The sequence below is a fragment of the Microbacterium sp. JC 701 genome (genome assembly GCF_021026215.1).
Classification (GTDB): Bacteria; Actinomycetota; Actinomycetes; order Actinomycetales; family Microbacteriaceae; genus Microbacterium; species Microbacterium algihabitans.
In genome coordinates this window covers 455348-477732 of record NZ_JAJNCV010000003.1, presented here as the reverse complement: position 1 = coordinate 477732, position 22385 = coordinate 455348, and the positions used below count along the sequence as shown (strand labels likewise).

The following is a 22385-nucleotide window of genomic DNA, read 5'->3' as shown; positions in this document are numbered from 1 at the left end:
TCGGCGAATGTCAATCGCTGTCGGTCCGCCCCACCGGGGGGCCATGATCGAGGCATGGCTTCAGCGAGTATCCCGACCCGCGCCCGTGCCGTCCGATGAGCAGCGTGCCCGAAGAACCCCCGACTCCGCCCGTCGCGCCCGGGGTCGACCCGGCGCACCCGTTGACGAGCATCCGGCGCTCGATCCCTCAGGACTGGGACGAGCAGGTCGACCTCTTCGCGATCGTCAAGCTCGACAGCGGCGGGTTCGTCCGCGGCTGGAACCTCGGCGCGGAGCGCATCAAGGGCTACAGCGAAGACGAGATCCTCGGATCGCACTTCTCGCGCTTCTACCGTGAAGAAGACCGCCGACGCGGGGTTCCCGACTCACTGCTGGCCGCCGCGCAGCGCGACGGTCACGTCGAAGACACCGGCTGGCGCCTGCGCAGCGACGGCTCGGAGTTCTGGGCCCGCGTCACGATCTCGGCGATCCGCAACGACCAGGGCCAGGTGCTCGGGTTCGTCAAGATCGTGCGCGACCTGACCGGCGAGAAGCAGGCCGCCGACGAGCGGGTCGCCCTGCAGCGCACCTTCGCCCACGACCTGCTCTCCCCCGTGACGGCGCTGCGCGGCTACCTCGACCTGATCGGCGAGGAGATCGGCGACGACAATCGCCTGCTGCAGCGGGCCGGCGAGGCGAGCGACCACATGGTCGCGATGGCCGAGGCGCTCATGGCCAACGTCAACCCGGAGTCGACGCGCGGTCACCACCGCGCCACCATGGATCTCGTCGCCCGGGGCGCCGTCGCACTCGTTCTCCCGGGCGCCGCGTCCGAGCGCGTCGTCTATGCGCAGATGGACCCCGTTCCGGTCTGCGGAGACGTCCTGGGTCTGCGCCGCGCCATCGCGAACGTGCTCGAGAATGCGGCCAAGTACTCCGACGACGAGATCGAGATCTCGGTGTTCGAGACCGACGAGGGTGCCGCCGTGCGCGTGCGCGACACCGGCCGCGGCATCCACCCCGACGATCTCTCGGTGATCACGAACGACGGCGAACGCGGCCGCTACGCCGCGAAGGGCGACGGCGGTCAGGGTATCGGGCTCGCCAGCGTACAACGCGTGGCCAATGCGCACGGCGGTCGACTGCGCCTCGTCAGCGCACCCGGCGAGGGCACCACGGTGACCCTCTCGATCCCCCGCACCGACGACGACGACCCGACCGGGTGCGTGTAGCCGAGCTCACTCCGCCGAGGGGGTCAGCCGCGCACCGGCTGCCTCGAGCTCGGCGAGAGCGGTGGCGCTGGAGTCGGGGTGCACCCCCGCGATCAGGTCGGTGAACACCCGCACCCCGCGACCGGCCGCCAGCGCGTCGAGGGTCGAGGCCCGCACGCAGTAGTCCGTCGCGATCCCCACCAGATCGATGTCGCGGATGCCGTGGGCCTCGAGGATCTGCGCGGCGGTCTCACCCTCGTCGGACACTCCCTCGAAAAGCGAGTAGGCGGGCTTGCCCTGCCCCTTCTTGAGGTGGTGCGTAACCCGCGAGGTGTCGAAGAACTCGTCGTAGTCGGCGCCAGGGGTGCCACCGACGCAGTGCACGGGCCACGAGTCGACGAAGTCGGGGGTCGACGAGAAGTGCCCGCCGTTGTCGTCATCGCCGTGATGCCAGTCGCGCGAGGCGACGATCACGGCGTACTCCCCCGCGTGACGCTCGAGGAAGCGCGAGATGCGCTCGGCGACTGCATCCCCTCCCTCGACGCCCAAAGCGCCGTGCTCGGTGAAGTCGTTCTGGACGTCGACGATGAACAGGGCTCGGGTCATGCCTCGAGCCTAGGCGCGTCGGCATCCGCCCGCTCCTGCCGGCCGAGCTTCGAGGGCCACCAGATGCGTCGACCGAGGTCGTACGCCAGGGCGGGCACGAGCAACGAGCGCACCACGAAGGTGTCGAGCAGCACACCGAAGGCGACGATGAAGGCGATCTGCGCGAGGAAGAGGATCGGGATGACGCCGAGCGCCGCGAACGTGGCGGCCAGCACGAGTCCCGCCGAGGTGATGACGCCGCCGGTGGCGACCAGGCCGCGCAGGATGCCCGCGCGGGTGCCGTGCGCGAGCGACTCCTCCCGCACGCGCGACATCAGGAAGATGTTGTAATCCACCCCGAGCGCGACGAGGAAGACGAAGCCGTACAGGGGGACGGCGGGGTCGGCGCCCGGGAAGCCGAAGAGGCCGTCGAAGACCAGCGCACTGATTCCGAGGGCGGCTCCGAACGACACCACCACGGTTCCCATCAGCAGCAGCGGAGCCACGATCGAGCGCAGCAACGCCATCAGGATGAGCAGGATCACCACGAGGACGATCGGGATGATCAGCGATCGGTCGCGGATGGACGTGTCGATGGAGTCGATGTCGGTGGCCGTGACGCCGCCGACCAGGGCGGTGCCCTCACCGAGCCGGTCGGTGAGATCGACGCGCAGCTGCCGCACCGCCTCGTCGGCGGCGGGTGAATCCGCGGTGTCCGAGAGCGTCGCCGCGAGCAGTACGTCGCCGTTCGAGACGGTGGGCGCGGGGGCGGGCGTGCCGGGAGGCCCGAACGCCGTGGTCTGCAGGGCGCCGTCGACGACGCTCACCGGCGACTGGCCGCCGGGCGCGTCGCCGCTGAGCACGGCCACCGCGTCGACGCCTGTCGCTCCATCGAGCACCTCGACGGCCTGAGCCGCCTGCGCTTCGGGGACCAGCACGTACGCGGGGCTTCCCGAGCCGCCCGGGAAGTGCTCGGCGAGCGCGGCCTGACCGTCGCGCGCCTCGGACGCCCCCAGCACCAGGTCGCTCGCGGGCACGCCGTCGGCGCGCAGCTGCGTCACCCCGACGCACGCGGCCAGGAGCACGAGCGTGCACACGATCCAGACGGGGCGGGCCCGACGCGCGACGAAACGCGCCTGCCGCGGCCACAGGCCCTTGGCGGGCTGCGTGAAGTCGTCGGGCAGGGCGGTGCTGCCCGGCTTGGGCAGGAAGGGCCAGAACGCCGCACGCCCCACCAGGGCGAGCAGGGCCGGAAGGAAGGTCAGCGCCGACAGCACCGCGAAGGCGATGCCGATCGAGGCGATCGGACCGAGGGCCCGGTTCGTCGCGAGATCCGACAGGAGCAGGCAGAGCAGGCCCGCGATGACCGTGCCACCCGAGGCCAGGATGGGCTCGAACGCTCCGCGCCAGGCACGGGTCGTGGCATCCCACCTCTTGCGACCCTCGCCGATCGCCTCGCGGAAGCGCGCCGTGTATAACAGCGCGTAGTCGGTCGCGGCACCGATCACGAGGATGAACAGGATGCCCTGCACCTGGCCGTTGAGCACCACGATGCCCGCGTAGGCGAGCCACCAGACGGTCAACAGCGCCACGCACAGCGCGAACACCGAGGTCAGCAGCACAAGCACCGGCAGCAGCGGCGAGCGGTAGACGATCACGAGGATGACGAAGACCGCGACCAACGCGACACCGAGCAGCAGCCCGTCGATCCCGAGGAAGCCCTTGGCGAGATCGGCGGTGAAGCCGGCGGGACCCGTGACCCACGCGTCGATGCCCGCGGGCACCTCGGCGGACACCTTCTCGCGCACCTGCTCCACGACGTCGCGCACCTCGCCCGAGCTGTCGATGGGCACGAAGATCTGCGCGGCCTGCCCGTCGTCCGAGACGACCGGAGGCGACGCGTCGCCACTGACGCCGTCGAGACCCGCGATGTCGGTGGCGAGCGTCTGCAGGTCGGTCACCTGCTCATCGGTCAGGGCACTGCCATCGGCGGACGAGGCAACGACGATGGCCGGAATCGTGTCACTGCCCACGAAATCGGTCAGGCGCTCGCTGACCCGGGTGGCATCCGCCGACTGGGGCAGGAACGACGACTGGTCGTTGGTGGCGACCTGGTCGACCTTGCCGAAGAAGGGTCCACCGATCGAGCCGCCCACGACCCAGAGGAGCACGAGAAGGCTCGGGATGCCGATGCGCAACCAGCGCGACGCCGTCGATCGATCGTCGAGGCGGCGTGAACGGCGGCGGGCGGGCGCGGGAGCGTCGGGCATATTGCTAGCTTATCTAGCGATATGGTCCGTTCGTCAAGTCCGACCTTCGCGGGCCGCGCGGGAGCCGGGCACGGATCACCCGCGCGCGAACAACAGCACGATCGAGATCACGAACGCGATGGTCCCGAGCGAGAGCACCCCGGCGGCCAGCAACGAGACGAACCGTACGAGCGGCGACGACTTCGTCAGACGCATGCGGTGCGCACTCCCCCGGCGATAGAAGATGTCGGTCATGTCCGCGGCGCCGACCTTCGCGTCGTCGTGCGCGGACAGCGGCGCCTCGTTGACCCCACCGTCGTCGTCGAACCACCGCACGACGCGCCCACCCTCGACGTGCTCCACCACGGCGCGTGCGGGCATCCACGTGCCGTCGGCGAGGAAGAGGAACACCGCCGCGAAGGCGAGGAGCAGACCACCGCCGAGGCCCACCCACGTGAAGATCTCGATGACGGCATCGAGGGCATTCGACACGGGGGCTCCTGCGGGGTAGCGGGCGGAAAGACGCCGTCGCGCGAGCGCGGAACGAGGCGCCCCTCAGCCTATCGGGCACCGTCACCGGCCCCCGGCTCGTCGCGCGGGATGCAAAAAGGCCCCCACCCGGTGGAAGCGGGTGAGGGCCTTCGGAGCCGCCTAAGGGAATCGAACCCTTGACCTATTCATTACGAGTGAATCGCTCTGCCGTCTGAGCTAAGGCGGCACGTGCGCGCTGTCGCGTGCACGATCATCGATCTTACATGCTCCAGCGGGCCTCGCGGTACGCGGGTCAGTAGTCCCCGGTCGCCGAGCGGTCAGCGAGGATGTCGCGGCTCGACGACAGACCGAGGCGCGTGGCCCCCGCCGCGATCATCTCTTCGGCGGCGGCGCGGGTGCGCACGCCGCCGGAGGCCTTGACCTCGGCGCGATCGCCGACGGTGCGCTTCATGAGCTCGACCGCGTGGACGCTGGCGCCGCCGGCCGGGTGGAAGCCGGTGGAGGTCTTGACGAAGTCGGCACCGGCGGCGACCGCCGCCTCGCACACGGCGACGATGGCCTCGTCGCTGAGCGCTGCGGACTCGATGATGACCTTCAGCACGGTGGGCGCGGGAGCAGCCGTGCGCACGGCGCGGATCTCGGCCTCGACCACGTCGTACGAGCCCGCGATGGCCGCACCCACGTCGATGACCATGTCGATCTCGTCAGCGCCCTGCGCGACCGAGAGGGCGGCCTCGGCGGCCTTGACTTCGGCGTGGTGCTTGCCGCTCGGGAAGCCGCAGACGACGGCGAGCTTGAGCCCTGCGGGCAGGTCGACGGGCAGGAACGACGGCGAGATGCACACGCTGTAGGTTCCGAGCTCGGCGCCCTCGGCGATGAGGCGCTCGACGTCGGCGCGGGTGGCCTCGGGCTTGAGCAGCGTGTGGTCGATGTAGCTCGCCAGGTCGGCGATGGGCGCGGTCATAGGGGTCTCCTCGAGATGTGACATGACAAGCCTAGGCGGGTGGGGGTCGCGACGCTGTGCCGCTACTCGCAGCGGAGTCCCACCGCGGGGACGGTGCCGTCGACGAGGTAATCGTCGACGGCCGAGTTCACGCAGTCGTTGCCCTTGTTGTAGGCGAGGTGTCCCTCGCCCACGTAGGTGACGAGAACGCCCTGCGAGAGCTGCTCCGCGAGCGCCTGCGCCTCGGTGTAGGGCGTGGCCGGGTCACCGGTGGTACCCAGCACCACGATGGGCGGGGAGCCCGGCGCCGTGATCTTCTCGCGGACGCCGGTCGGCGGCGCGGGCCAGGCGGCGCACGCGTCGGGCCCGATCCAGTACGGAGCGACGACGGGAGCCTTCTGTTCGAGCTCGGCCAGCAGCTGCGGGTCGTCTTCGTCGCCTTCGTCGGGATAGTCGACGCAGTTGTAGGCGCGCAGCGCCTGCATCGTGTTGTCCTGGTACGTGCCGTCGACGCGTCCGTTGTAGAAGTCGGCGAGCTGGAAGGCCACCGTGGCGTCGCCGTTCTGCACGTCGGCGAGCGCCTGCCGCAGGTAGGGCCAGTTCTGATCGCTGTACAGCGCCGCCACGATCGAAGTTACGAGCGTGTCGGCCCCGAGCTGTCGCCCGTCGCCGGCGGTGAGCGGGCGCGCATCGACGCGGGACAGCAGGGACGACAGGTCGTTCATCGCGTCGTCGACCGAGCCGGTGAACGGGCACTCCGACGAGGTGAGGCAATCGGCCATGAAGGCGCGGAGGGCGTTCTCGAACCCGACCGCCTGGGCGATTCCGCTCGCGCTGGACGGAAGGCTCGGGTCGATCCCGCCGTCGAGCACCATGCGTCCGACCCGCTCGGGGAACAGGCCCGCGTACGTGGTACCGAGGAACGAGCCGTACGAGAACCCGAGGTAGTTGAGCTTCTCGTCGCCGAGCACCGCGCGCAGCAGGTCCATGTCGCGCGCGGCGTTCGCAGTCGAGACGTACGGCAGGATGCCGTCGCTGTTGTCGGCGCACGCCTGGGCGAAGTCGGCCTGACGCTTCTCGAGCGCGGCGTTGCGCTCGTCGCTCCCCCGCTCACCGGGCGGGATGTCGTACAGGAAGGCGTCCATGCCGGCCGCGTCGTAGCAGGTGACGGGCGCGGACTGCCCGACTCCGCGCGGGTCGAACCCAATGACGTCGTAGTCGCGCGTCAGCGTCTCGTCTGCCACGAGCGAGAGGGAGTCGCGCACGGTGTCGACGCCGCTCACGCCCGGGCCACCCGGGTTCGTCAAGAGCGACCCGAGAGGTTGACCCGACGTCGCGCGGTGGCGGATGACGGCCAGCTGCAGCTCGCCCGCCGAGGGGTCGGCGTAGTCGCGCGGCGCCGTGACGCTCGTGCAGTCGAAGCCGGCGGATCCGCAGGGCTGCCAATCGAGCGTCTGACCGTAGTACGGCAGCAGCGAGGAGTCGATGCCCTCGGTCTGAGGCGTGAGCGACGGACCGTCGACGGGGGCCGTGGGCGGGATCTGCGCGTAGAGGCACCCGCTCAGAACGAGGGCGAGGCCGGCGAGACCCGCCGCGGCAGCGGTGATGCGCCTGCGCAGGCTCACGGGGTCGATCCGTTGGCGACGGTGATCATCAGACTCTCCAACGCCAGCACCGGGGCGGCGTTCTGCTCGAGGTTGCGGCGAGTGACCGAGATGCGGTCGAGCACGCCGAGGGTGCGGGCGGGCGACCACTCGCTCGCGAGGGCGCGGAGCGCGTCGATGCGCTCGCTGTTGACGAGGTCGCCCTCGCGGCCGTACTGGATCATCACCACGTCGCGGAACAACGACTGCAGGTCGGTGAGCACGCGGTCGATCCCGTCGCGCAGGCTGCGCGTGGCGCGACGCTTCTGGTCGTCTTCGAGCGCGTTGACCTGCCCGCGCACCGAGGGCGGCACGGCGACCCCCTCGGCCACTCCGAGCATGCGCAGCAGAGAGCGACGCTCTTCTTCGTCGCGGGTCGCGGTGAGCGCGTTGGCGTCGTCGGTCGCCAGTCGCACGATGCGGCTCGCCACGTCGACGGCGTCGCCGATGCCCCGCACCGCGAGCACCGCAGCGAGCGTCTCGGCCCGCCGGGCGCGGGCGTCGTCGTCGGTGGCCAGGCGCTGCGCCATGCCGATGTGGCGTTGCGCGTGCCGGGCGGACTCCTCTGCGACCTCGGGGGTCACTCCGGTGCGTTCGACGATGAGCGCCGCGACGTCGGCGACGCTGGGCTCGGCCAGTCGCAGTACGCGGACGCGCGAGCGGATGGTCGGCAGCAGGTCGGCGTCGCTGGGTGCGCACAGCACCCAGACGGTCTTCTCGGGCGGCTCTTCGAGCGCCTTCAACAGCACGTTCGAGGTGCGCTCCGACATGCGGTCGGCGTCTTCGACGACGATCACGCGGTGTCGCCCGAGCGAGGGGGCGAACGAGGCGCGCTCGACGAGACGGCGGGCCTCGTCGATGCGGATCACGACCTGCTCGGTGCGCAGCGCGGTGAGGTCGGGATGGGTGCGCGCGAGCACCTGCCGCTGGGCCTGCTCGTCGCCGGGGTCGGCGATCAGCGCGGCGGCGAAGGCGTAGGCGAGGGTCGAGCGACCCGACCCGGGCGGACCGGTGATGAGCCACGCGTGGGCGAGGGCGGAGGGGTCGGATGCCGCGGTGCGCAAGCTCGCGACCGCTTCGTCTTGCCCCCACACGGCGTCCCACGGGAAGGGCGCCGGACCGGCGGTCCGGGACGACGGCTCGATCACGACGGACATGGGCCCAGCCTATCCGGGGGGTCGGACACCGCCGTCGGTGCGCGGCTGTGCATCCCCTGGTGACCCGTGATCAGCCCAGTCGCCGGCCGACGGCCTCGCGTACGCGCGCCGCCAGCTCGTCGGCCGGGCGAGCGGCGTCGAGCACCAGGAAGCGCTCCGGCTCGTCTGCGGCGAGCGCGAGGAACCCCTCTCGCACGCGGGCGTGGAACTCGCTCTTCTCGGCCTCGAGGCGGTCGAACGGCTTGTCGTCGGCGTCGAGGCGCGCTCGCGCCGCCGCGGGATCGAGGTCGAGCAGCACGGTGAGGTCGGGTAGCAGCCCTTCGGCCGCCCACAGCGACAGCGCGCGGACGTCGTCGGCGTCGAGCACCCGCCCCGCGCCCTGGTAGGCGACGGAGGAGTCGAGGTAGCGGTCTTGGATGACCACGCCGCCCCTCGCGATCGCGGGCCGCACGAGGGTCTCGACGTGGTGCGCGCGGTCGGCGGCGTAGAGCAGGGCTTCGGCGCGGGAAGCGACGTGACCGCGGTGATGCAGCACGATGTCGCGGATGCGGACGCCCACCTCGGTCCCCCCGGGCTCGCGCGTGCGCACGACCTGTCGGCCCTGGTCGGTGAGCCACTCCTCGAGCAGCGACGCCTGCGTGGTCTTGCCCGCGCCGTCGCCGCCCTCGAACGTCACGAACAGGCCGGGCCCCCCGGCCGCCGCGGCCCGAGGGACCTGCAGCGGCCGGGTGGTGTCGCCGGTCACGACTTCTTCGCCGGCGCCTTGCGCGTGGTCGTCGCCGTGGCGGCGGTCGTCTTCGCCGCCGTCGTCTTGGCCGCGGTGGTCTTCGCCGCCGTGGTCTTCGCCGCGGTGGTCTTCGCCGCCGTCGTCTTGGTCGCCGTGGTCTTCTTCGCGGCGGTCGTCTTCGCGGCCGTGGTCTTCGCGGCCGTGGTCTTGGCCGCGGCGGTCTTGGCGGCCGGCGCCTTGCGTGCCGCAGTCGCCCGCTTCGGCGCCGGTCCCTTCGCGCGCTTGTCAGCGATCAGCTCGACGGCGCGCTCGAAGGTGATCTCCATCGCGTTCTCGCCACGCGGCACCGTGGCGTTGGTCTCGCCGTCGGTGACGTACGGACCGAAGCGACCGTCCTTCAGCTTGAGCGGCTTGCCGCTGACCGGGTCGGCGTCGAACTCCTTCAAGGCGCTCGAGGCGCGGCGAGCGCCGTACTTGGGCTCGGCGTACTTGGCCAGCGCCTCCTCGAGGGTGATGTCGAAGATCTGCTTCTCGTCGTCGAGCGACCGAGAATCGGTGCCCTTCTTCAGATACGGACCGAACCGACCGTTCTGGGCGGTGATCTCCTCGCCCGACGTCGGGTCGGCGCCCACGACGCGCGGCAGCGAGAGCAACTGCAGGGCGGTGTCCAGCTCGATCGTGTCGACCGACATCGAGCGGAACAGCGAGGCAGTGCGGGGCTTGGGGGCCGCGTCCTTCTTCGTCGCGCGCTTCTTCGGCTGCTCGACGACCTCACCCGTGGCCTGGTCGACCTCCTCGGGCTCCTCGGCGTCGACCTCTTGCACGTAGGGACCGAAGCGGCCGTCCTTGACGACGACGAGCTTGCCGTTCTCGGGGTTCTCGCCCAGCACGCGGTCGCCCGCGACCGGAGCGTCGATGAGCTCCTGCGCCTTCTGGGGCGTGAGCTCGTCGGGAGCGAGGTCTTCGGGGATGTTGACGATGCGCGGCTTGGCGTCGGCGTCGGCCGTCGGGTCGGTGACCTCGAGGTAAGGACCGTACTTGCCGAAGCGCAGGGTCGCGGTGTCGGTGATGCGCGTGGAGTTGAGCTCGCGCGCGTCGATCTCGCCGAGGTTGTCGACGATGTGACGCAGGCCCACCTGCTTGTCGGAGCCGAAGTAGAACGACTTCAGCCACTCGGTGCGGCGCTGCTCGCCGCGGGCGATGGCGTCGAGGTCGTCTTCGAGGGCGGCGGTGAAGTCGTAGTCGACGAGGTCGGCGAAGTGTTCTTCGAGCAGTCGCACGACGCTGAACGCGAGCCAGCTCGGCACGAGCGCCTGACCCCGCTTGGTGACGTATCCGCGGTCGAGGATGACGCCGATGATGCTGGCGAAGGTCGACGGGCGACCGATCCCCTTCTCTTCGAGGGCCTTCACCAGGCTCGCCTCGGTGTAGCGCGGCTTCGGCGAGGTGCTGTGCCCCTTGGGCTCCACGTCGCTGACGACGAGCTCGTCGCCGACGGCCACCGCGGGCAGCGACTGGTCGGCGTCGTCGTCGTTGCGCTTCTCGTCGGCGCCTTCCTCGTAGGCCTCGAGGAAGCCCTTGAAGGTGTAGACGGTGCCGGATGCCGTGAACTCGGCCGTCTGCGCGCCCGCCTGCACCGTGAGCGTGACGGTCGTCGTCTCGTACTTGGCATCCGCCATCTGGCTGGCGACGGTGCGCTTCCAGATGAGGTCGTAGAGCTTCTGCTCGTCGCGGTCGAGCGACGAAGCGAGCGACGCCGGCGTGCGGAAGGTCTCACCCGAGGGACGGATCGCCTCGTGCGCCTCCTGCGCGTTCTTCGACTTGCTCTTGTACATGCGGGGGTTGGCGGGAACGGCCTTGTCACCGTAGAGCGCCACGGCCTGCGCACGGGCGGCCGAGATGGCCTGGCCCGACAGCGCGACCGAGTCGGTACGCATATAGGTGATGAAGCCCTTCTCGTAGAGCCGCTGCGCGACGCCCATGGCGTGCTTGGCGCTCATCGAGAGCTTGCGACCGGCCTCCTGCTGCATCGTGGAGGTGGTGAACGGGGCGCGCGGGCTGCGGGTGCCGGGCTTCGCCTCGACCTTGGCGACCGTCGCGCGACCGGCGGCGGTGATCGCCTCGGCCAGGGACCGGGCCTGCTCTTCACCGAGCACGACGACGGCCTTCTTCAGCTGTCCGTTGTCGTCGTAGTCGCCACCGCGGGCGATGGGAGCGCCGTCGAGACGATTCAGGCGCGTGCGGAACGACGACCCCGCCTGCGAGGCGAGCGCTTCGACGTCCCAGTACGACGCTGACACGAACGCCATGCGCTCGCGCTCGCGCTCGACGACCATGCGGGTGGCGGCGGACTGCACGCGGCCGGCGCTGAGGGCGGTGCCCTCGCGACCCGAGCCGACCTTGCGCCACAGGACCGGCGAGACGTCCCAGCCGTAAAGGCGGTCGAGGACGCGGCGGGTCTCCTGCGCGTCGACGAGCGAGACGTCGAGCTCACGCGTGTGTTCGGCCGCTTCTTTGATGGCGTCCTTGGTGATCTCGTGGAAGATCATGCGACGCACGGGAACCTTGGGCTTGAGGACCTCGAGCAGGTGCCACGCGATGGCTTCGCCTTCGCGGTCACCATCAGTGGCGAGCAGGACTTCGTCGGCCGTCTTGAGCGCGCGCTTCAGCTCGGCGACGGTCTTCGTCTTGCGATCGTTGACCACGTAGAAGGGGTCGAAGTCGTTCTCGACGTCGATGGAGTACTTGCCGTACGCCGCCTTCTTGTCAACCGGGATCTCCTTCTTCGACGCGAGGTCGCGGATGTGACCGACCGAGCTGAGCACCTCGTAGTCGTCGCCGAGGTATCCCTGGATCGACTTCATCTTCGTCGGGGACTCGACGATGACGAGCTTCTTTCCGTTTGCCACTGGGGTCCTTTCTTCGATGCACACCATACACACGCCTCCCTGTTCGGGTTCCGGGAGGTCTCACGGGCTCACCGGCTTGGGGGTCCGGCTCGCGAGCGCGCATCGAGGGAGATTCCACCGTACGCCCCGCCGACGGTGACGGTGGCGACGAGGCCCGCGACATCGCACTCTCGCAGGGTCGCTCCGCCGGCCGCGGCGATGCGTCCCGCTTCGTCGCACGGGGTGCCCGTCACCGCCCCGCTCGCCGCGTCCGCCGCGGCGAGTGCGGCCGCATCGGCCGTCCCCGCGAGGCGCGACGCGGCGATCGCGGCCCCGCCGACGCAGCCGAGGCCGACGGCCAGCGCCGCCACGACGGCGACCACCCCCACCGTCGCCGTCGCGCCGGCCATCAGTGCCTGCCGTCCAGGGCGCACGCCCGGGCGGCGACGGGAGGGAGAGGAAGGTGCAGCGGCACGGGGGCTGAAGCCTCGACGCATACCAGGTCGTCCGAACGCTGCATCGTGGCCGTGGCCCCGATCTCGGCGACCCGCGCGAGCCCGCTCTCGTCGCCGCGGCCGAGGAGCCGTGCCGCCTCGGTGGCGGCGTGCTGCACGCGGATGGTCGCCGCCGCCGTGCTCAGCGCACCGACCGCCAGGGCGAGCACGACCAGTACGGCGGGCAGGGCGACGGCGAACTCGGCCGTGACCGACCCCCGTTCACCGAGCCGTCGGCCGGGCTCACCTCTCGACGCGCCCGCCACCGCGATGCGAGTACACCCGCTGCGCGACCAGGGCATCGTCATTGCACCGTCAGGGCGCGGCGCACCAGGTCGGTGAGGATGCCGCGCACCTCGTCGCTGCGCATGATGACGACGAGCAATCCCGCGAAGGCGACGGCGGCCATCGTGGCGACCGCGTACTCGGCCGTCGCCGCCCCCCGTTCGTCGAGGAAGAGCGCACCCGCCCGCGCCGACGTGAGGGAGGGAAACGGGAGCAAGGAAGAACCCGAGTCGCGATGAGGGAAGAGAGGCATGTCGTTCTCCAGGGTAGAGGTGGGGAGGGGATGACTCCGCGGGCCGACGGCGAGCGGAGGGCGCGGTCGCGCCGGATCGCGGGTCAGGGGAAGGCGTTCGATCGGACGATGCCGAGCACCAGCGGGACGACGGCGAGGAGGAGGAACGCGGGGAGGGTGCAGACGGCGAGCGGAAGCAGCAGCCGCGTCGACAGCCGCGCTGCGGCCGTTCGCCCCTCGGTGCGCGCGCGGTGGCGGGCGAGCCACGCGTCGCCGCGGAGCAGCTCGACGGCGGGGACACCCGCCCGGGTCGCCAGATCGAGCGTCCGCTGCACGGCCGCTGTCGCCTGGTCGTCCTCCCCGACGTCGGCGAGGCCGCCCATAAGCGCGCTCGCGCGGTCGACCGACACTCCCGCCGACAGCGCGACGGCCCACAGCTCGGGCTCCAGACCCGGAATGCGTGCGGCCGGGCGAGCTCGGCGCGCGAGCGCTCTCGTCCAGAGTCGCGCCCCGACCATGAGGAGGCCCCCGATGACCAGGCACGGCGGTCCGAGGGGATCGGTGACGAGGATGCTCACGGGGTCGAACCCCATCGCGTACCCCATCGGCACCCCGAGCACCGGCAACCAGCCGAGCAGCCGGGCGGTCGAGGTGGGCTCGGCCAGCGCGACGGCCACATCGGCCGACACCTCCGAGACATCGCGCAGCGCCACGACGGCCCCGCGCAGCGTCTCGGCAAGGGGAGCTCCGGTCTCGACCGCGACGCTCCAGATCGCCCCGACCCCGATCCACGAGCCGCCCGCGGCGACCAGCACGGGTCCGACGTCGACGCCGCGTCGCGCGGCATCCGCTGCGGCGTTCACGACGGCACCGCCTCCGGCTGCGAGGTGCGACCACGCCGCCGCCGGTGCAGCGCCCCCGGCCATGAGCGTCGCCAACCGCGCGACGGTCTCGATCGCGTCGTCGTCGCCCGCGGCCGGACGGGCGGAGGGCCGTGTCACTCCCACTCCCGCGCCTCGATCAGCAGTCGACCGTCGCGAATCGCGGGTCGCCCCCATGCCGCGACACGGCGGCGCCCGGCGACACGCTCCACGTGCACGATCGCCGCAATCGCCCCCGCCGTCTGCCGTGCCACCGCCCCGGCATCCATCCCCGCGAGAGCGCCCAGGGCCTCGAGCCGGGGCGCGACGTCGACGAGGCTGTTGGCATGGAGCGTCCCGGCTCCCCCGTCGTGGCCGGTGTTCAACGCGAGCAGCAGCTCGCGCACCTCTTCGCCGCGCACCTCGCCGATCACGAGCCGGTCGGGCCTCATGCGCAGCGCCTCGCGCACGAGACGCGACACGGGGATGCCTCCGACGCCTTCGATGTTGGCCTGGCGCGCTTCGAGAGCGACGTGATGGGGGTGCGCTGGTCGCAGCTCGGCGACCTCCTCGATCGTCACGATCCGTTCGGTGTCGGCGACGCAGCCCAGGAGAGCGGCGAGGAGAGTGGTCTTCCCGGCCCCCGTCGCGCCGACGATCAGCAGGTTGTCGCGCCGAGCGACGAGTCCCTCGAGCCGGGCCCTCTGCGCGGCGTCGAACATGCCGGTACCTTCGAGCCTCGCCATGTCGGGTGCGGACCACACCGGCACGCGCACCGAGATGCACGTCCCGGTCGCTGCGACGGGCGCGAGCACCGCGTGCACGCGCACCCCTCGCGCCCACCTCACATCGACGCATGGAGAGGCGTCGTCGAGGTGCCGCCCTCCGCGCGCGATGAGGCGGACGGCGAGTCGTCGCACCTCCGCCTCGCTGGCCCGCCACGACGGCACGCGGACGATGCCGTCTCCGCGGTCGACGAAGAGGCCCCGTTCGCCGTTGACGAAGAGATCGGTGACAGTGGGGTCGTCGAGGAACGGGCGAAGGAACGCCAGCGCCGCGTCGTCGCGATCCGCGTCCGTCGCGTCGACGACGGACGGAGCGGGGAGGGAGGGAATCGACATGACGACGACCGTAGGGACCGGTCGACCGCGCCCGCTGACCGGATCGGTCGATCGGTGGAGAGACGGAGCGATGAGTCATCTGGGGAGGAACCCCGCGCCTCGTCGCGCGGGAGGGCCGTCCGAAAATGAAGGGGGCGGCATCCCTACAGTGGGGGGCGAGGGATGCCGCCACGCGCCGGGGAAAATTGGGGGGCTCCCCCGACGCGGTGCCGGAAGCGATGTTCGGGCGGTAGACAGCGTACGCGCGCCGGAGGGCGCCACCAACTTTCCAGACGTATGCAACGCGATATATCAGTTGTTTCCCTGCTGCGCCGACCGATCACCGCGATGCCAACTATCGGAGGTGGCCCGTGTCGGAGGGTGTCGCTAGCGTGACCGACGTGACGACGCTGCGCATGGGCGCCGGCGTCCGTGAACGCGAAGGAGCGCCGCGATGAGCAGCCAGATCGACCACCTCCTCAACGAGACCCGCCGGTTCGCCCCGTCGGCCGCATTCGCCGACGCCGCGATCGGCGACCGCGAGCTCTACGAGCGCGCCGCAGCCGACCGCGAGGGCTTCTGGGCCGACCAGGCACGGGAGCTGCATTGGCACACCCCCTTCACGAAGGTGCTCGACTGGTCGAATCCGCCCTTCGCCGAGTGGTTCGCCGACGGCGAGCTCAACGTCGCCTACAACTGCCTCGACCGCCACGTCGAGGCCGGTAACGGCGACCGGATCGCCTTGCGCTGGGAGGGCGAGCCGGGAGACACCCGCAACGTGACGTACGCCGAACTCACCGACGAGGTGAAGCGTCTGGCGAACGTGCTGACCGACCTCGGCGTCGAGAAGGGCGACCGCGTCGCGCTGTACCTGCCGATGATCCCCGAGGCGATCTCGTCGATGCTCGCAGTGGCCCGCATCGGCGCGGTGCACTCCGTCGTCTTCGGCGGGTTCTCGGCCGACAGCCTGCGCGCGCGCATCGACGACGCCGGAGCGAAGGTCGTGATCACGGCCGACGGCGGCTGGCGTAAAGGAAAGGTGTCGCCGCTGAAGCCCGCGGTCGACCAGGCCCTGGCCGATCGCAACGGGTCGGGCGTCCAAGAGACGGTCGAGCACGTCGTCGTGGTCAAGCGCGGCGGCAACGAGGTCGAGTGGACCGATGAGCGCGACCTCTGGTGGCATGACGTCGTGCCCCAGGCGTCGGGCGAGCACCAGGCCGAGGCCTACCCCGCCGAGACGCCGCTGTTCATCCTCTACACCTCCGGCACGACGGGGAAGCCCAAGGGCATCCTGCACACCTCCGGCGGATACCTGACGCAGGCGGCCTTCACGAACCGCGTCGTCCACGACGTGCACCCCGAGACCGACGTGTACTGGTGCACCGCCGACATCGGCTGGATCACCGGGCACACCTACGTCACCTACGGCCCCCTCGCCAACGGCGCCACTCAGCTCCTCTACGAAGGCACCCCCGACACCCCGCACCCCGGACGCTGGTGGGAGCTCATCGAGAAGCACAAGGTGTCGATCTTCTACACCGCGCCCACCGCGATCCGGTCCTTCATGAAGATCGGACGCGACGTTCCGCAGAAGTTCGATCTGTCGTCCCTGCGCCTGCTCGGCTCGGTCGGCGAGCCGATCAACCCCGAAGCGTGGGTCTGGTACCGCGAGATCATCGGCGCCGACGAGACGCCGATCGTCGACACCTGGTGGCAGACCGAGACCGGCGCCATCATGATCTCCGCGCTGCCGGGCGTCACCGAGACGAAGCCGGGCTCGGCGCAGGTGCCCGTGCCCGGCATCTCGATCGCCGTCGTCGACGACGCGGGCGAACCGGTCGGCAACGGCAGCGGAGGACTCCTCGTGGTCACCGAACCCTGGCCGAGCATGCTGCGCGGCATCTGGGGCGACCCCGACCGCTACCGCGAGACGTACTGGGAGAAGTTCGCCGACAAGGGCTACTACTTCGCCGGCGACGGCGCCCGCCTCGACGACGACGGCGACGTGTGGCTGCTCGGCCGCGTCGACGACGTCATGAACGTTTCGGGGCACCGCCTCTCGACCGCCGAGATCGAGTCGGCCCTGGTCGGTCACGAGGGCGTCGCCGAGGCGGCCGTGGTCGGCGCGAGCGACGAGACCACGGGTCAGGCGGTCGTCGCCTTCGTCATCATCAAGAGCCGCTACCTCAAGCAGAACCCCGTCGAGGGGCTCGGCGACGAGCTGCGCAAGTGGGTCGGCCAGCAGATCGGCCCGATCGCCCGCCCGCGCGACGTCTACATCGTGGGAGAACTGCCCAAGACGCGCTCGGGCAAGATCATGCGCCGTCTCCTCCGCGATGTCGCCGAAGGCCGCGAGGTCGGCGACACCACGACCCTCGCCGACACCGCCGTCATGAGCGTCATCAGCGCCCAGGTGAAGTGAGGAAGATCCCGGATGCCGTGATCCATGGCATCCGGGATCTTCAACGTTCGAAAAGCACGGGGAGCGGCCGTCGAGCTAGGTACTGTGGTGTCGGGAATCGACATTCGAGGGGGACGAGGATGGCGGATCGCATCCGGATCGATTTTGGCCGCGTCAGCCAGACCGTCGAGACGCTTCGCAGCGCGTCGTCACGCATGGGCGCAGAACTCGATCAGCTGGACGCACAGCTCGCTGCCATGGAGAGTGGTTGGCAGGGCGAGGCGCGTGAGGCGTACTCCCTCGCGCGGACGCAGTGGGAAGAGCAGATGCGCGCCATGCAGGCTCTGCTCGACGGCTGCGCCGAAGTGCTCCTACGGACCGGGACGGCGATCGCCGACGCCGAGTCGGCGCTCGCACGTTCATTCTGACCGCCTTCCCCCTCCTCCCGCGAGTGGCTGCACCCGCAATCGGTCGCGGCGATGGGTTGCGCACGTAGACTGCGACCGTGATTTTCGGCAAGCGTAAGCGCGAGGAGGCTCTGCGCGAACGGGCCCAGCTCCGAGCGGAGATGGAGGGCAGCGGGTGGGCCTGGTTCGCCAGCCAGCCCGCACCTCCGTACGAGCTGCGCGAGGCAGCTCTGCGCGGCATCCGCCGCAACGACATCTGGACGGTTGCGGTGATCGACGTCGCCGAGGGGTCCGTCGCCGGGCACCGCTGTCGCGCGGGCCGCCTGATCGGGTACGAATACGGCACGACGAACAGCGGCATTCCGCACGGAGATCGGCGGGAGACGAACGCGGTGTGGATCGATCTGCCTGCGCCTCTCCCCGAAATCAGACTGGTCGACGCTGCATCGACGCAGAAGGACTACGGGCTCTCACTTCCGCCGCTGGGTCCCGGGCGCACGGCTGACGGCCGTTGGACCGTCGAGGGATTCGTGCCTTCCTTCGCCGAGGACCTTCTGACACCGCAGACCCTCGACGTGCTCGCAGAGATGGTTTCCGTGAGCGCCGTGGTCATTCGCGCCGGCGTCGTGCTCGCCTACGGCTTCGAGCCCTACGACGCAGGCCACATCCGTAGCGTCGCGACGACGCTTGCGGGCGTGATCGAATCCGTCCCCGAACGCGCATGGGGTCGCGCCGATCCCCTGGTCGCGGGCACGGGGGTCTTCCCGCGTCGTCTCGAGGGTGGTGCCGGACTCTCCCTCGGCCAGCGCCTCATCCGCCCGGACTGGAAGGGGTACGGCCTCGAGGGCAAGGTGCCATGGCAGGAGGCGCCCGACGCTCAGAAGCACGTCACGATGTCGCGCCAACAAGCCATCGACGTCTGGGACGTTCCACCCGGCACGCCGACTGGTGTGTATGTGGGCACGCGGTCGGGAGGCTCGCACCTTCCGACGGTCGCGTCAACGATGGGCGGCGAGCGGTAGGCGACGGCGCGCCACCGCGCGATGTCACTGCTGGCGCGCAGTTTCTGTATCATCCAGGGCTGCCAGAGGGCCCCGCAATCCACCCGTGACCTCTGCCACGAGTGCAGCAGAAGCCTCGGAGTGGCCGGTCTCGTCGACCGCAGCGATCAGATTGCCCTCGAGATCGAGCAGCGCCTCGCGGATCGTCGTCGAGACGAGCCGTCCCAGGACCCGTGGGCCCAGCGCGGCTCCTCGCGGCGTGATCTGCAGATCGGTCAGAAGGCCCCGGGCCGACACCGTCGCCGTGACCTCGCCGAGGTAGGACGAGGCTGTGCCCCGCGCCGCGTCCATCGCCCGCTGAGCGGCGAGGATTTCTTCTCCGCGTGCGCGGGCAGCGGCGTACTGCGCCTCACGCAGGGCGAGGCGCTCGCGCGTGGGCTGCGGTACCCCGGAGGAGTCGCCGGGGCCGCTCACGACTCGGCCCCCGCTTCGGTGGACTTCGTGATGCCGCTGTTGATGCCCTTCACGGCGTTGACGAGATCGACGGACTGGACGCTGACCAACACGTCGACCTTTCTGTCGAGGGTGCCTTTGATGGTGCCCGCGTTGATCTCGAACTTGCGTCCGAGCTGCGTGAACGTCTCGACGATGTCCTGTATTCGGCGCATGACCTCCTGGATCTTCTCCACCCATCGCGCGACCTGGGGTACGCGTTGGGCGATCTTCGCGCTGCATTGGGCGACGACGGCCGGCAGGCCGACGCCCACGGTCGCCATGGCGATGACGACCGCCTGGATGAGCTGACCGACCAGATCAGCGATGATGCCCTTCACGATCTCGTACACGACTTGCACGACGGAAGCCGCGAGACGCAGTCCGTTGGCGTTGCTGTGGGCGGCGTCGGCCAACGAGCGCATAAGGGTCGTCAAGCCGTTGGCGACGGTCTCGTAGCCGGTGGCCGCCGCGCCCTCCCACGACTCGCGCAACCCGGCGAGCGCGCGGTCGCGATCGTCGGCGATCGCGGTGAGCGCCTCCCCCACGTTGTCCCAGGTCCCGCCGAGCGCACGCACCATCTCCGGACTCCCGGTGAGGAGTTCGAGTTCTTCATGCAGCGGGCTCATGTAGTCGAGGAGGAACGCCGCGCACGACGATACGAGCGTGGCAATGGGGTTCGCGATGACGCCGACGACGTCGAGAGCCGATCCGGCGACGTCGATCACGCCCGAGGTGATATTGCCGTTACCGAAGTCGCGAACACTGTCGGCGATTCCTCCCGCAATGGGAATCGCCCCGAGGATGGCTTCCCCGCTCGCTCCGCTCTCATAGGTGGGCGCGACGAGCAGGGACATCAGATGACCTTCGCGATCTCGGAGGCGAGCACGTCGTCGAGGAGGGCGTAGGCGCTCCCCGCTGCTGAGACGGCGGTCGCCTCTGCGGACAAAGCGAGCTTGAGTGCGCCCAGCCCCGCAACCGTGGTCGCTTGCTGCGTGCCGACGACGGGTACGAGGAACGAGCACAGCAGCCCGAAAGCCTCGGGCGAGAGAGAGACCGCTTGCAGCGCCGCAACCGCCGCCGCGTCGAACCTCTCCGCCGAACCGTGAAGAGCGGACGCGTGCGCGTGCAACGCGTCGGCCTGGACATCGAGATCGGTCATCAGCGATTCTCCTCGTCTGTGATCCCGTCGACCGCTTGAACACGACGGAAAAGCTCGTCCAACTGCGCCGAGAAGTCAACGGTCTGCTGGGGGCGGTAAGGCTGCAGGATGGCCGCCTGCAAAGGCTCGGCCTGACGCTTGACGTCGTCGATCGCACGCTTCGTCGCAGTGAGGATCGCCTCCGCGATCGAGCGACCATCCGAGCGAGAGACCCCGGCGGACAGAGTCACCCCCGTCACGATGCCCTGGTGATCGACCGTCACCGTCGCCTCGTCATCTTCGCTGCTTCCCACCCCGGTGAGAGCGGCGAGCTCCCCCGACAGGTTCTCCGCGACGTCGGATAGCTCCTTGGCTTTTTCCAACTGACCGGCGATCGCGATCAGCATCTGCGCGGCGTCGTTCATTCGAGCCCTCCCCCCGGTTATCGGCTCGGCCCGATGCTATCGAACCTCATGCCGCGCACGGGGAGGGTCCGGCTCACCGGCGTCGGGCGTCGACCACTTCCTGCGCCCGTGCGACGACGAACGCCAGGAGGGCGCGCACGGCCGGGAAGATGCCCGCCACCCAGATGACGGATGCCACCGCGTCGCCGACGTAGTGCACGCCGATGTACACCACCGACAGCATCATCGCCGCGACCAGCACGACGCCCACTCCGATCGCCAGGGCGCGCCAGCGGGTCGCCCACGACACGCAGATCACCGCCGCGGCGAAAGCGGCGACGAACGCGACGTGGCCGCTCGGGAACGACGGGTCGGCCGTCGTCCCGACGGCGTTCACCACCTGCTCCGACAGGCCGGGGCGAGGCCGCTCGACGACGAGCTTGATCGCTTCCGCCGAGCCCCAAGTGAGCGCGATCGTCCCGACGAACGCGAGGGCCGCCTGCCACCGACGCGTGGCGAAGCCGACGACCGCCGTCGCCACGACCATGATCCCGGCCGCCGAGACCGGTTTGACCGCACGATAGAACCCCTCCGCGATCGCACCGAGGGCACCGAGGTGCGAGCGGTGCACGACACGGGAGAGCCCGACGTCGAGCGGCACGAGCCGCAGGAGGAAGCCGACAGCGACGAGCACGAGCACGGTCGCCACGGCGGTGAGCACCAGCCGACGCGGGTGGGCGGCGGGGGCCAGGAAGGGGTTCGAGGCGGCGGCGGACGACGCGCCCGGCACGACGGAGGTGGTCATGAGCACGAATGATCCTCCCCGCCACTTCAGAATCCGCCGTGACCGGCGACCGGCGGCGCGACGAAGGGGGCGCCCCGACACGCGGGACGCCCCCTTCGATCCGGATGCCGAGGAGTCGGCATCCGGAATTCCGCTCACGCGACCGAGAAGACCACCTCGACCTCGACGGGGCTGTCGAGCGGGAGCACCGGCACTCCCACCGCGGAGCGCGCGTGCGCCCCGGCCTCGCCGAAGACTTCGCCGAGGAACTCGCTCGCACCGTTGATGACGCCGGGCTGCCCGGTGAATTCGGGGACGGATGCCACGAAGCCGGTCAACTTCAGCACACCGGTGAGGTTGTCGACGCCTCCCACGAGCGCGGCGGCCGCCGCGATGGCGTTCAGCGCGCACTGACGGGCGTAGGTCTTGGCATCCGCGGGGCTGACGAGCCCGTCGGTCTCGCCGACCTTGCCGGTGGCGGGGAGTGCACCCTGCACCATCGGAAGCTGGCCCGAGGTGTAGACGAGGTCGCTGTGGCGCTTCGCCGGGATGTACGACGCCACGGGCGGCACGACCGCGGGCACCTCGACGCCCAGAGCGGCCAGACGCTCCGAGACGGTCACTGCTGCCCCTCGAACTGCTTGGCGGCGGTCTCGGCGGCACCGAGACCCGCGTTCGCTGCGCCTCCGCCCGTGGGGCGCTTGAGGTAGGCGACGAGTCCGCCCTCGGGGCCGGTCACCACCTGCACGAGCTCCCAGCCCTGCTTGCCCCAGTTGTTGAGGATCGCGGCGGTGTTGTGGATCAGCAGCGGCGTGGTGAGGTACTCCCACGTGATCATCTCGGGCTCCCGGAGGTTGCTCGGAGCGCGCAGCATCTGCGCGCGGGGGCGGACGCGTACGCGCGCAGGGCT

General features: G+C 70.4%; 24 protein-coding genes and 1 tRNA gene. 4 read left to right on the top strand and 21 right to left on the bottom strand.

What is annotated here, in order from left to right; all coding sequences use genetic code 11:
• Positions 1–104 precede the first annotated feature (104 nt).
• On the top strand, positions 105–1211 hold the full coding sequence (locus tag LPW41_RS14145) for a PAS domain-containing sensor histidine kinase (protein ID WP_230705170.1): 1107 nt from the start codon (positions 105–107) through the stop codon (positions 1209–1211).
• A gap of 6 nt (positions 1212–1217) precedes the next feature.
• Here the strand turns inward: LPW41_RS14145 and LPW41_RS14140 are convergent, their stop codons facing one another.
• The 14 genes from LPW41_RS14140 to LPW41_RS14075 all read right to left on the bottom strand — a co-directional run bounded on the left by LPW41_RS14140 (position 1218) and on the right by LPW41_RS14075 (position 14866).
• Entirely contained in the window at positions 1218–1796 is a 579-nt protein-coding gene (locus tag LPW41_RS14140) for an isochorismatase family protein (RefSeq protein ID WP_230705169.1), read from the bottom strand.
• Positions 1793–4045 (bottom strand): efflux RND transporter permease subunit, encoded by a 2253-nt coding sequence (locus LPW41_RS14135; RefSeq protein WP_230705168.1) that lies wholly within the window; start codon positions 4043–4045, stop codon positions 1793–1795. The genes LPW41_RS14140 and LPW41_RS14135 overlap by 4 nt, the downstream gene beginning before the upstream one ends.
• Positions 4046–4120: 75 nt before the next feature.
• Positions 4121–4516, bottom strand: a complete 396-nt coding sequence (locus LPW41_RS14130; RefSeq protein ID WP_144833042.1) for a hypothetical protein — start codon at positions 4514–4516, stop codon at positions 4121–4123.
• Positions 4517–4669: 153 nt separating this feature from the next.
• Positions 4670–4742, bottom strand: a tRNA-Thr gene (locus LPW41_RS14125).
• A gap of 66 nt (positions 4743–4808) precedes the next feature.
• Positions 4809–5480 carry a deoxyribose-phosphate aldolase gene (gene deoC, locus LPW41_RS14120; protein ID WP_144833040.1) on the bottom strand — a complete coding sequence of 224 codons (672 nt, stop codon included), beginning with the start codon at positions 5478–5480 and terminating at the stop codon, positions 4809–4811.
• Between the two features lie 62 nt (positions 5481–5542).
• Positions 5543–7084 carry an alpha/beta hydrolase gene (locus LPW41_RS14115; protein ID WP_230705167.1) on the bottom strand — a complete coding sequence of 514 codons (1542 nt, stop codon included), beginning with the start codon at positions 7082–7084 and terminating at the stop codon, positions 5543–5545.
• Positions 7081–8259 (bottom strand): DNA polymerase III subunit delta', encoded by a 1179-nt coding sequence (locus LPW41_RS14110; protein ID WP_186325502.1) that lies wholly within the window; start codon positions 8257–8259, stop codon positions 7081–7083. The genes LPW41_RS14115 and LPW41_RS14110 overlap by 4 nt, the downstream gene beginning before the upstream one ends.
• Before the next feature lie 70 nt (positions 8260–8329).
• Complete coding sequence (gene tmk / locus LPW41_RS14105; RefSeq protein ID WP_186325501.1) at positions 8330–9004, bottom strand: dTMP kinase; 675 nt, start codon at positions 9002–9004, stop codon at positions 8330–8332.
• Positions 9001–11895 (bottom strand): type I DNA topoisomerase, encoded by a 2895-nt coding sequence (gene topA / locus LPW41_RS14100; RefSeq protein WP_144833038.1) that lies wholly within the window; start codon positions 11893–11895, stop codon positions 9001–9003. Before topA ends, tmk begins: the two co-directional genes overlap by 4 nt.
• Positions 11896–11963: 68 nt before the next feature.
• On the bottom strand, positions 11964–12284 hold the full coding sequence (locus LPW41_RS14095) for an Rv3654c family TadE-like protein (RefSeq protein WP_144833036.1): 321 nt from the start codon (positions 12282–12284) through the stop codon (positions 11964–11966).
• Positions 12284–12676: a TadE family type IV pilus minor pilin gene (locus LPW41_RS14090; protein WP_230705166.1), complete on the bottom strand. Its 393-nt coding sequence runs from the start codon at positions 12674–12676 to the stop codon at positions 12284–12286. The genes LPW41_RS14095 and LPW41_RS14090 overlap by 1 nt, the downstream gene beginning before the upstream one ends.
• A complete protein-coding gene (locus LPW41_RS14085) occupies positions 12673–12870 on the bottom strand; it encodes a DUF4244 domain-containing protein (protein ID WP_230705165.1) in 198 nt (65 codons plus the stop codon). Before LPW41_RS14085 ends, LPW41_RS14090 begins: the two co-directional genes overlap by 4 nt.
• A 119-nt stretch (positions 12871–12989) precedes the next feature.
• Positions 12990–13886 carry a type II secretion system F family protein gene (locus LPW41_RS14080; protein ID WP_230705164.1) on the bottom strand — a complete coding sequence of 299 codons (897 nt, stop codon included), beginning with the start codon at positions 13884–13886 and terminating at the stop codon, positions 12990–12992.
• Positions 13883–14866: a TadA family conjugal transfer-associated ATPase gene (locus LPW41_RS14075; protein ID WP_154097430.1), complete on the bottom strand. Its 984-nt coding sequence runs from the start codon at positions 14864–14866 to the stop codon at positions 13883–13885. Before LPW41_RS14075 ends, LPW41_RS14080 begins: the two co-directional genes overlap by 4 nt.
• A gap of 433 nt (positions 14867–15299) precedes the next feature.
• Here LPW41_RS14075 and acs point away from each other — a divergent pair, with 433 nt between their 5' ends.
• From acs to LPW41_RS14060, 3 genes are all read left to right on the top strand, one after another.
• Positions 15300–17267, top strand: a complete 1968-nt coding sequence (gene acs / locus LPW41_RS14070) for an acetate--CoA ligase (protein ID WP_230705163.1) — start codon at positions 15300–15302, stop codon at positions 17265–17267.
• Between the two features lie 119 nt (positions 17268–17386).
• Positions 17387–17674 carry a WXG100 family type VII secretion target gene (locus LPW41_RS14065; protein WP_230705162.1) on the top strand — a complete coding sequence of 96 codons (288 nt, stop codon included), beginning with the start codon at positions 17387–17389 and terminating at the stop codon, positions 17672–17674.
• A 77-nt stretch (positions 17675–17751) separates the two neighbouring features.
• The gene (locus tag LPW41_RS14060; protein ID WP_230705161.1) at positions 17752–18675 is read left to right on the top strand and encodes a hypothetical protein; all 924 of its coding nucleotides are present in this window, start codon (positions 17752–17754) and stop codon (positions 18673–18675) included.
• A gap of 24 nt (positions 18676–18699) precedes the next feature.
• Here LPW41_RS14060 and LPW41_RS14055 read toward each other — a convergent pair whose 3' ends face one another.
• The 7 genes from LPW41_RS14055 to LPW41_RS14025 all read right to left on the bottom strand — a co-directional run bounded on the left by LPW41_RS14055 (position 18700) and on the right by LPW41_RS14025 (position 22313).
• Positions 18700–19128, bottom strand: a complete 429-nt coding sequence (locus LPW41_RS14055; RefSeq protein WP_230705160.1) for a YbaB/EbfC family nucleoid-associated protein — start codon at positions 19126–19128, stop codon at positions 18700–18702.
• The gene (locus LPW41_RS14050) at positions 19125–20003 is read right to left on the bottom strand and encodes a WXG100 family type VII secretion target (RefSeq protein ID WP_154097425.1); all 879 of its coding nucleotides are present in this window, start codon (positions 20001–20003) and stop codon (positions 19125–19127) included. The genes LPW41_RS14055 and LPW41_RS14050 overlap by 4 nt, the downstream gene beginning before the upstream one ends.
• Positions 20003–20308 (bottom strand): hypothetical protein, encoded by a 306-nt coding sequence (locus tag LPW41_RS14045; protein ID WP_144832997.1) that lies wholly within the window; start codon positions 20306–20308, stop codon positions 20003–20005. Before LPW41_RS14045 ends, LPW41_RS14050 begins: the two co-directional genes overlap by 1 nt.
• On the bottom strand, positions 20308–20712 hold the full coding sequence (locus LPW41_RS14040; RefSeq protein WP_230705159.1) for a YbaB/EbfC family nucleoid-associated protein: 405 nt from the start codon (positions 20710–20712) through the stop codon (positions 20308–20310). Before LPW41_RS14040 ends, LPW41_RS14045 begins: the two co-directional genes overlap by 1 nt.
• A gap of 73 nt (positions 20713–20785) precedes the next feature.
• Positions 20786–21496 carry a phosphatase PAP2 family protein gene (locus LPW41_RS14035; protein ID WP_230705158.1) on the bottom strand — a complete coding sequence of 237 codons (711 nt, stop codon included), beginning with the start codon at positions 21494–21496 and terminating at the stop codon, positions 20786–20788.
• 134 nt (positions 21497–21630) lie between these two features.
• Positions 21631–22098, bottom strand: coding sequence for a RidA family protein (locus LPW41_RS14030; protein ID WP_230705157.1), 468 nt, complete (start codon positions 22096–22098; stop codon positions 21631–21633).
• The gene (locus LPW41_RS14025; RefSeq protein ID WP_144833146.1) at positions 22095–22313 is read right to left on the bottom strand and encodes a hypothetical protein; all 219 of its coding nucleotides are present in this window, start codon (positions 22311–22313) and stop codon (positions 22095–22097) included. The genes LPW41_RS14030 and LPW41_RS14025 overlap by 4 nt, the downstream gene beginning before the upstream one ends.
• Positions 22314–22385: the final 72 nt, after the last annotated feature.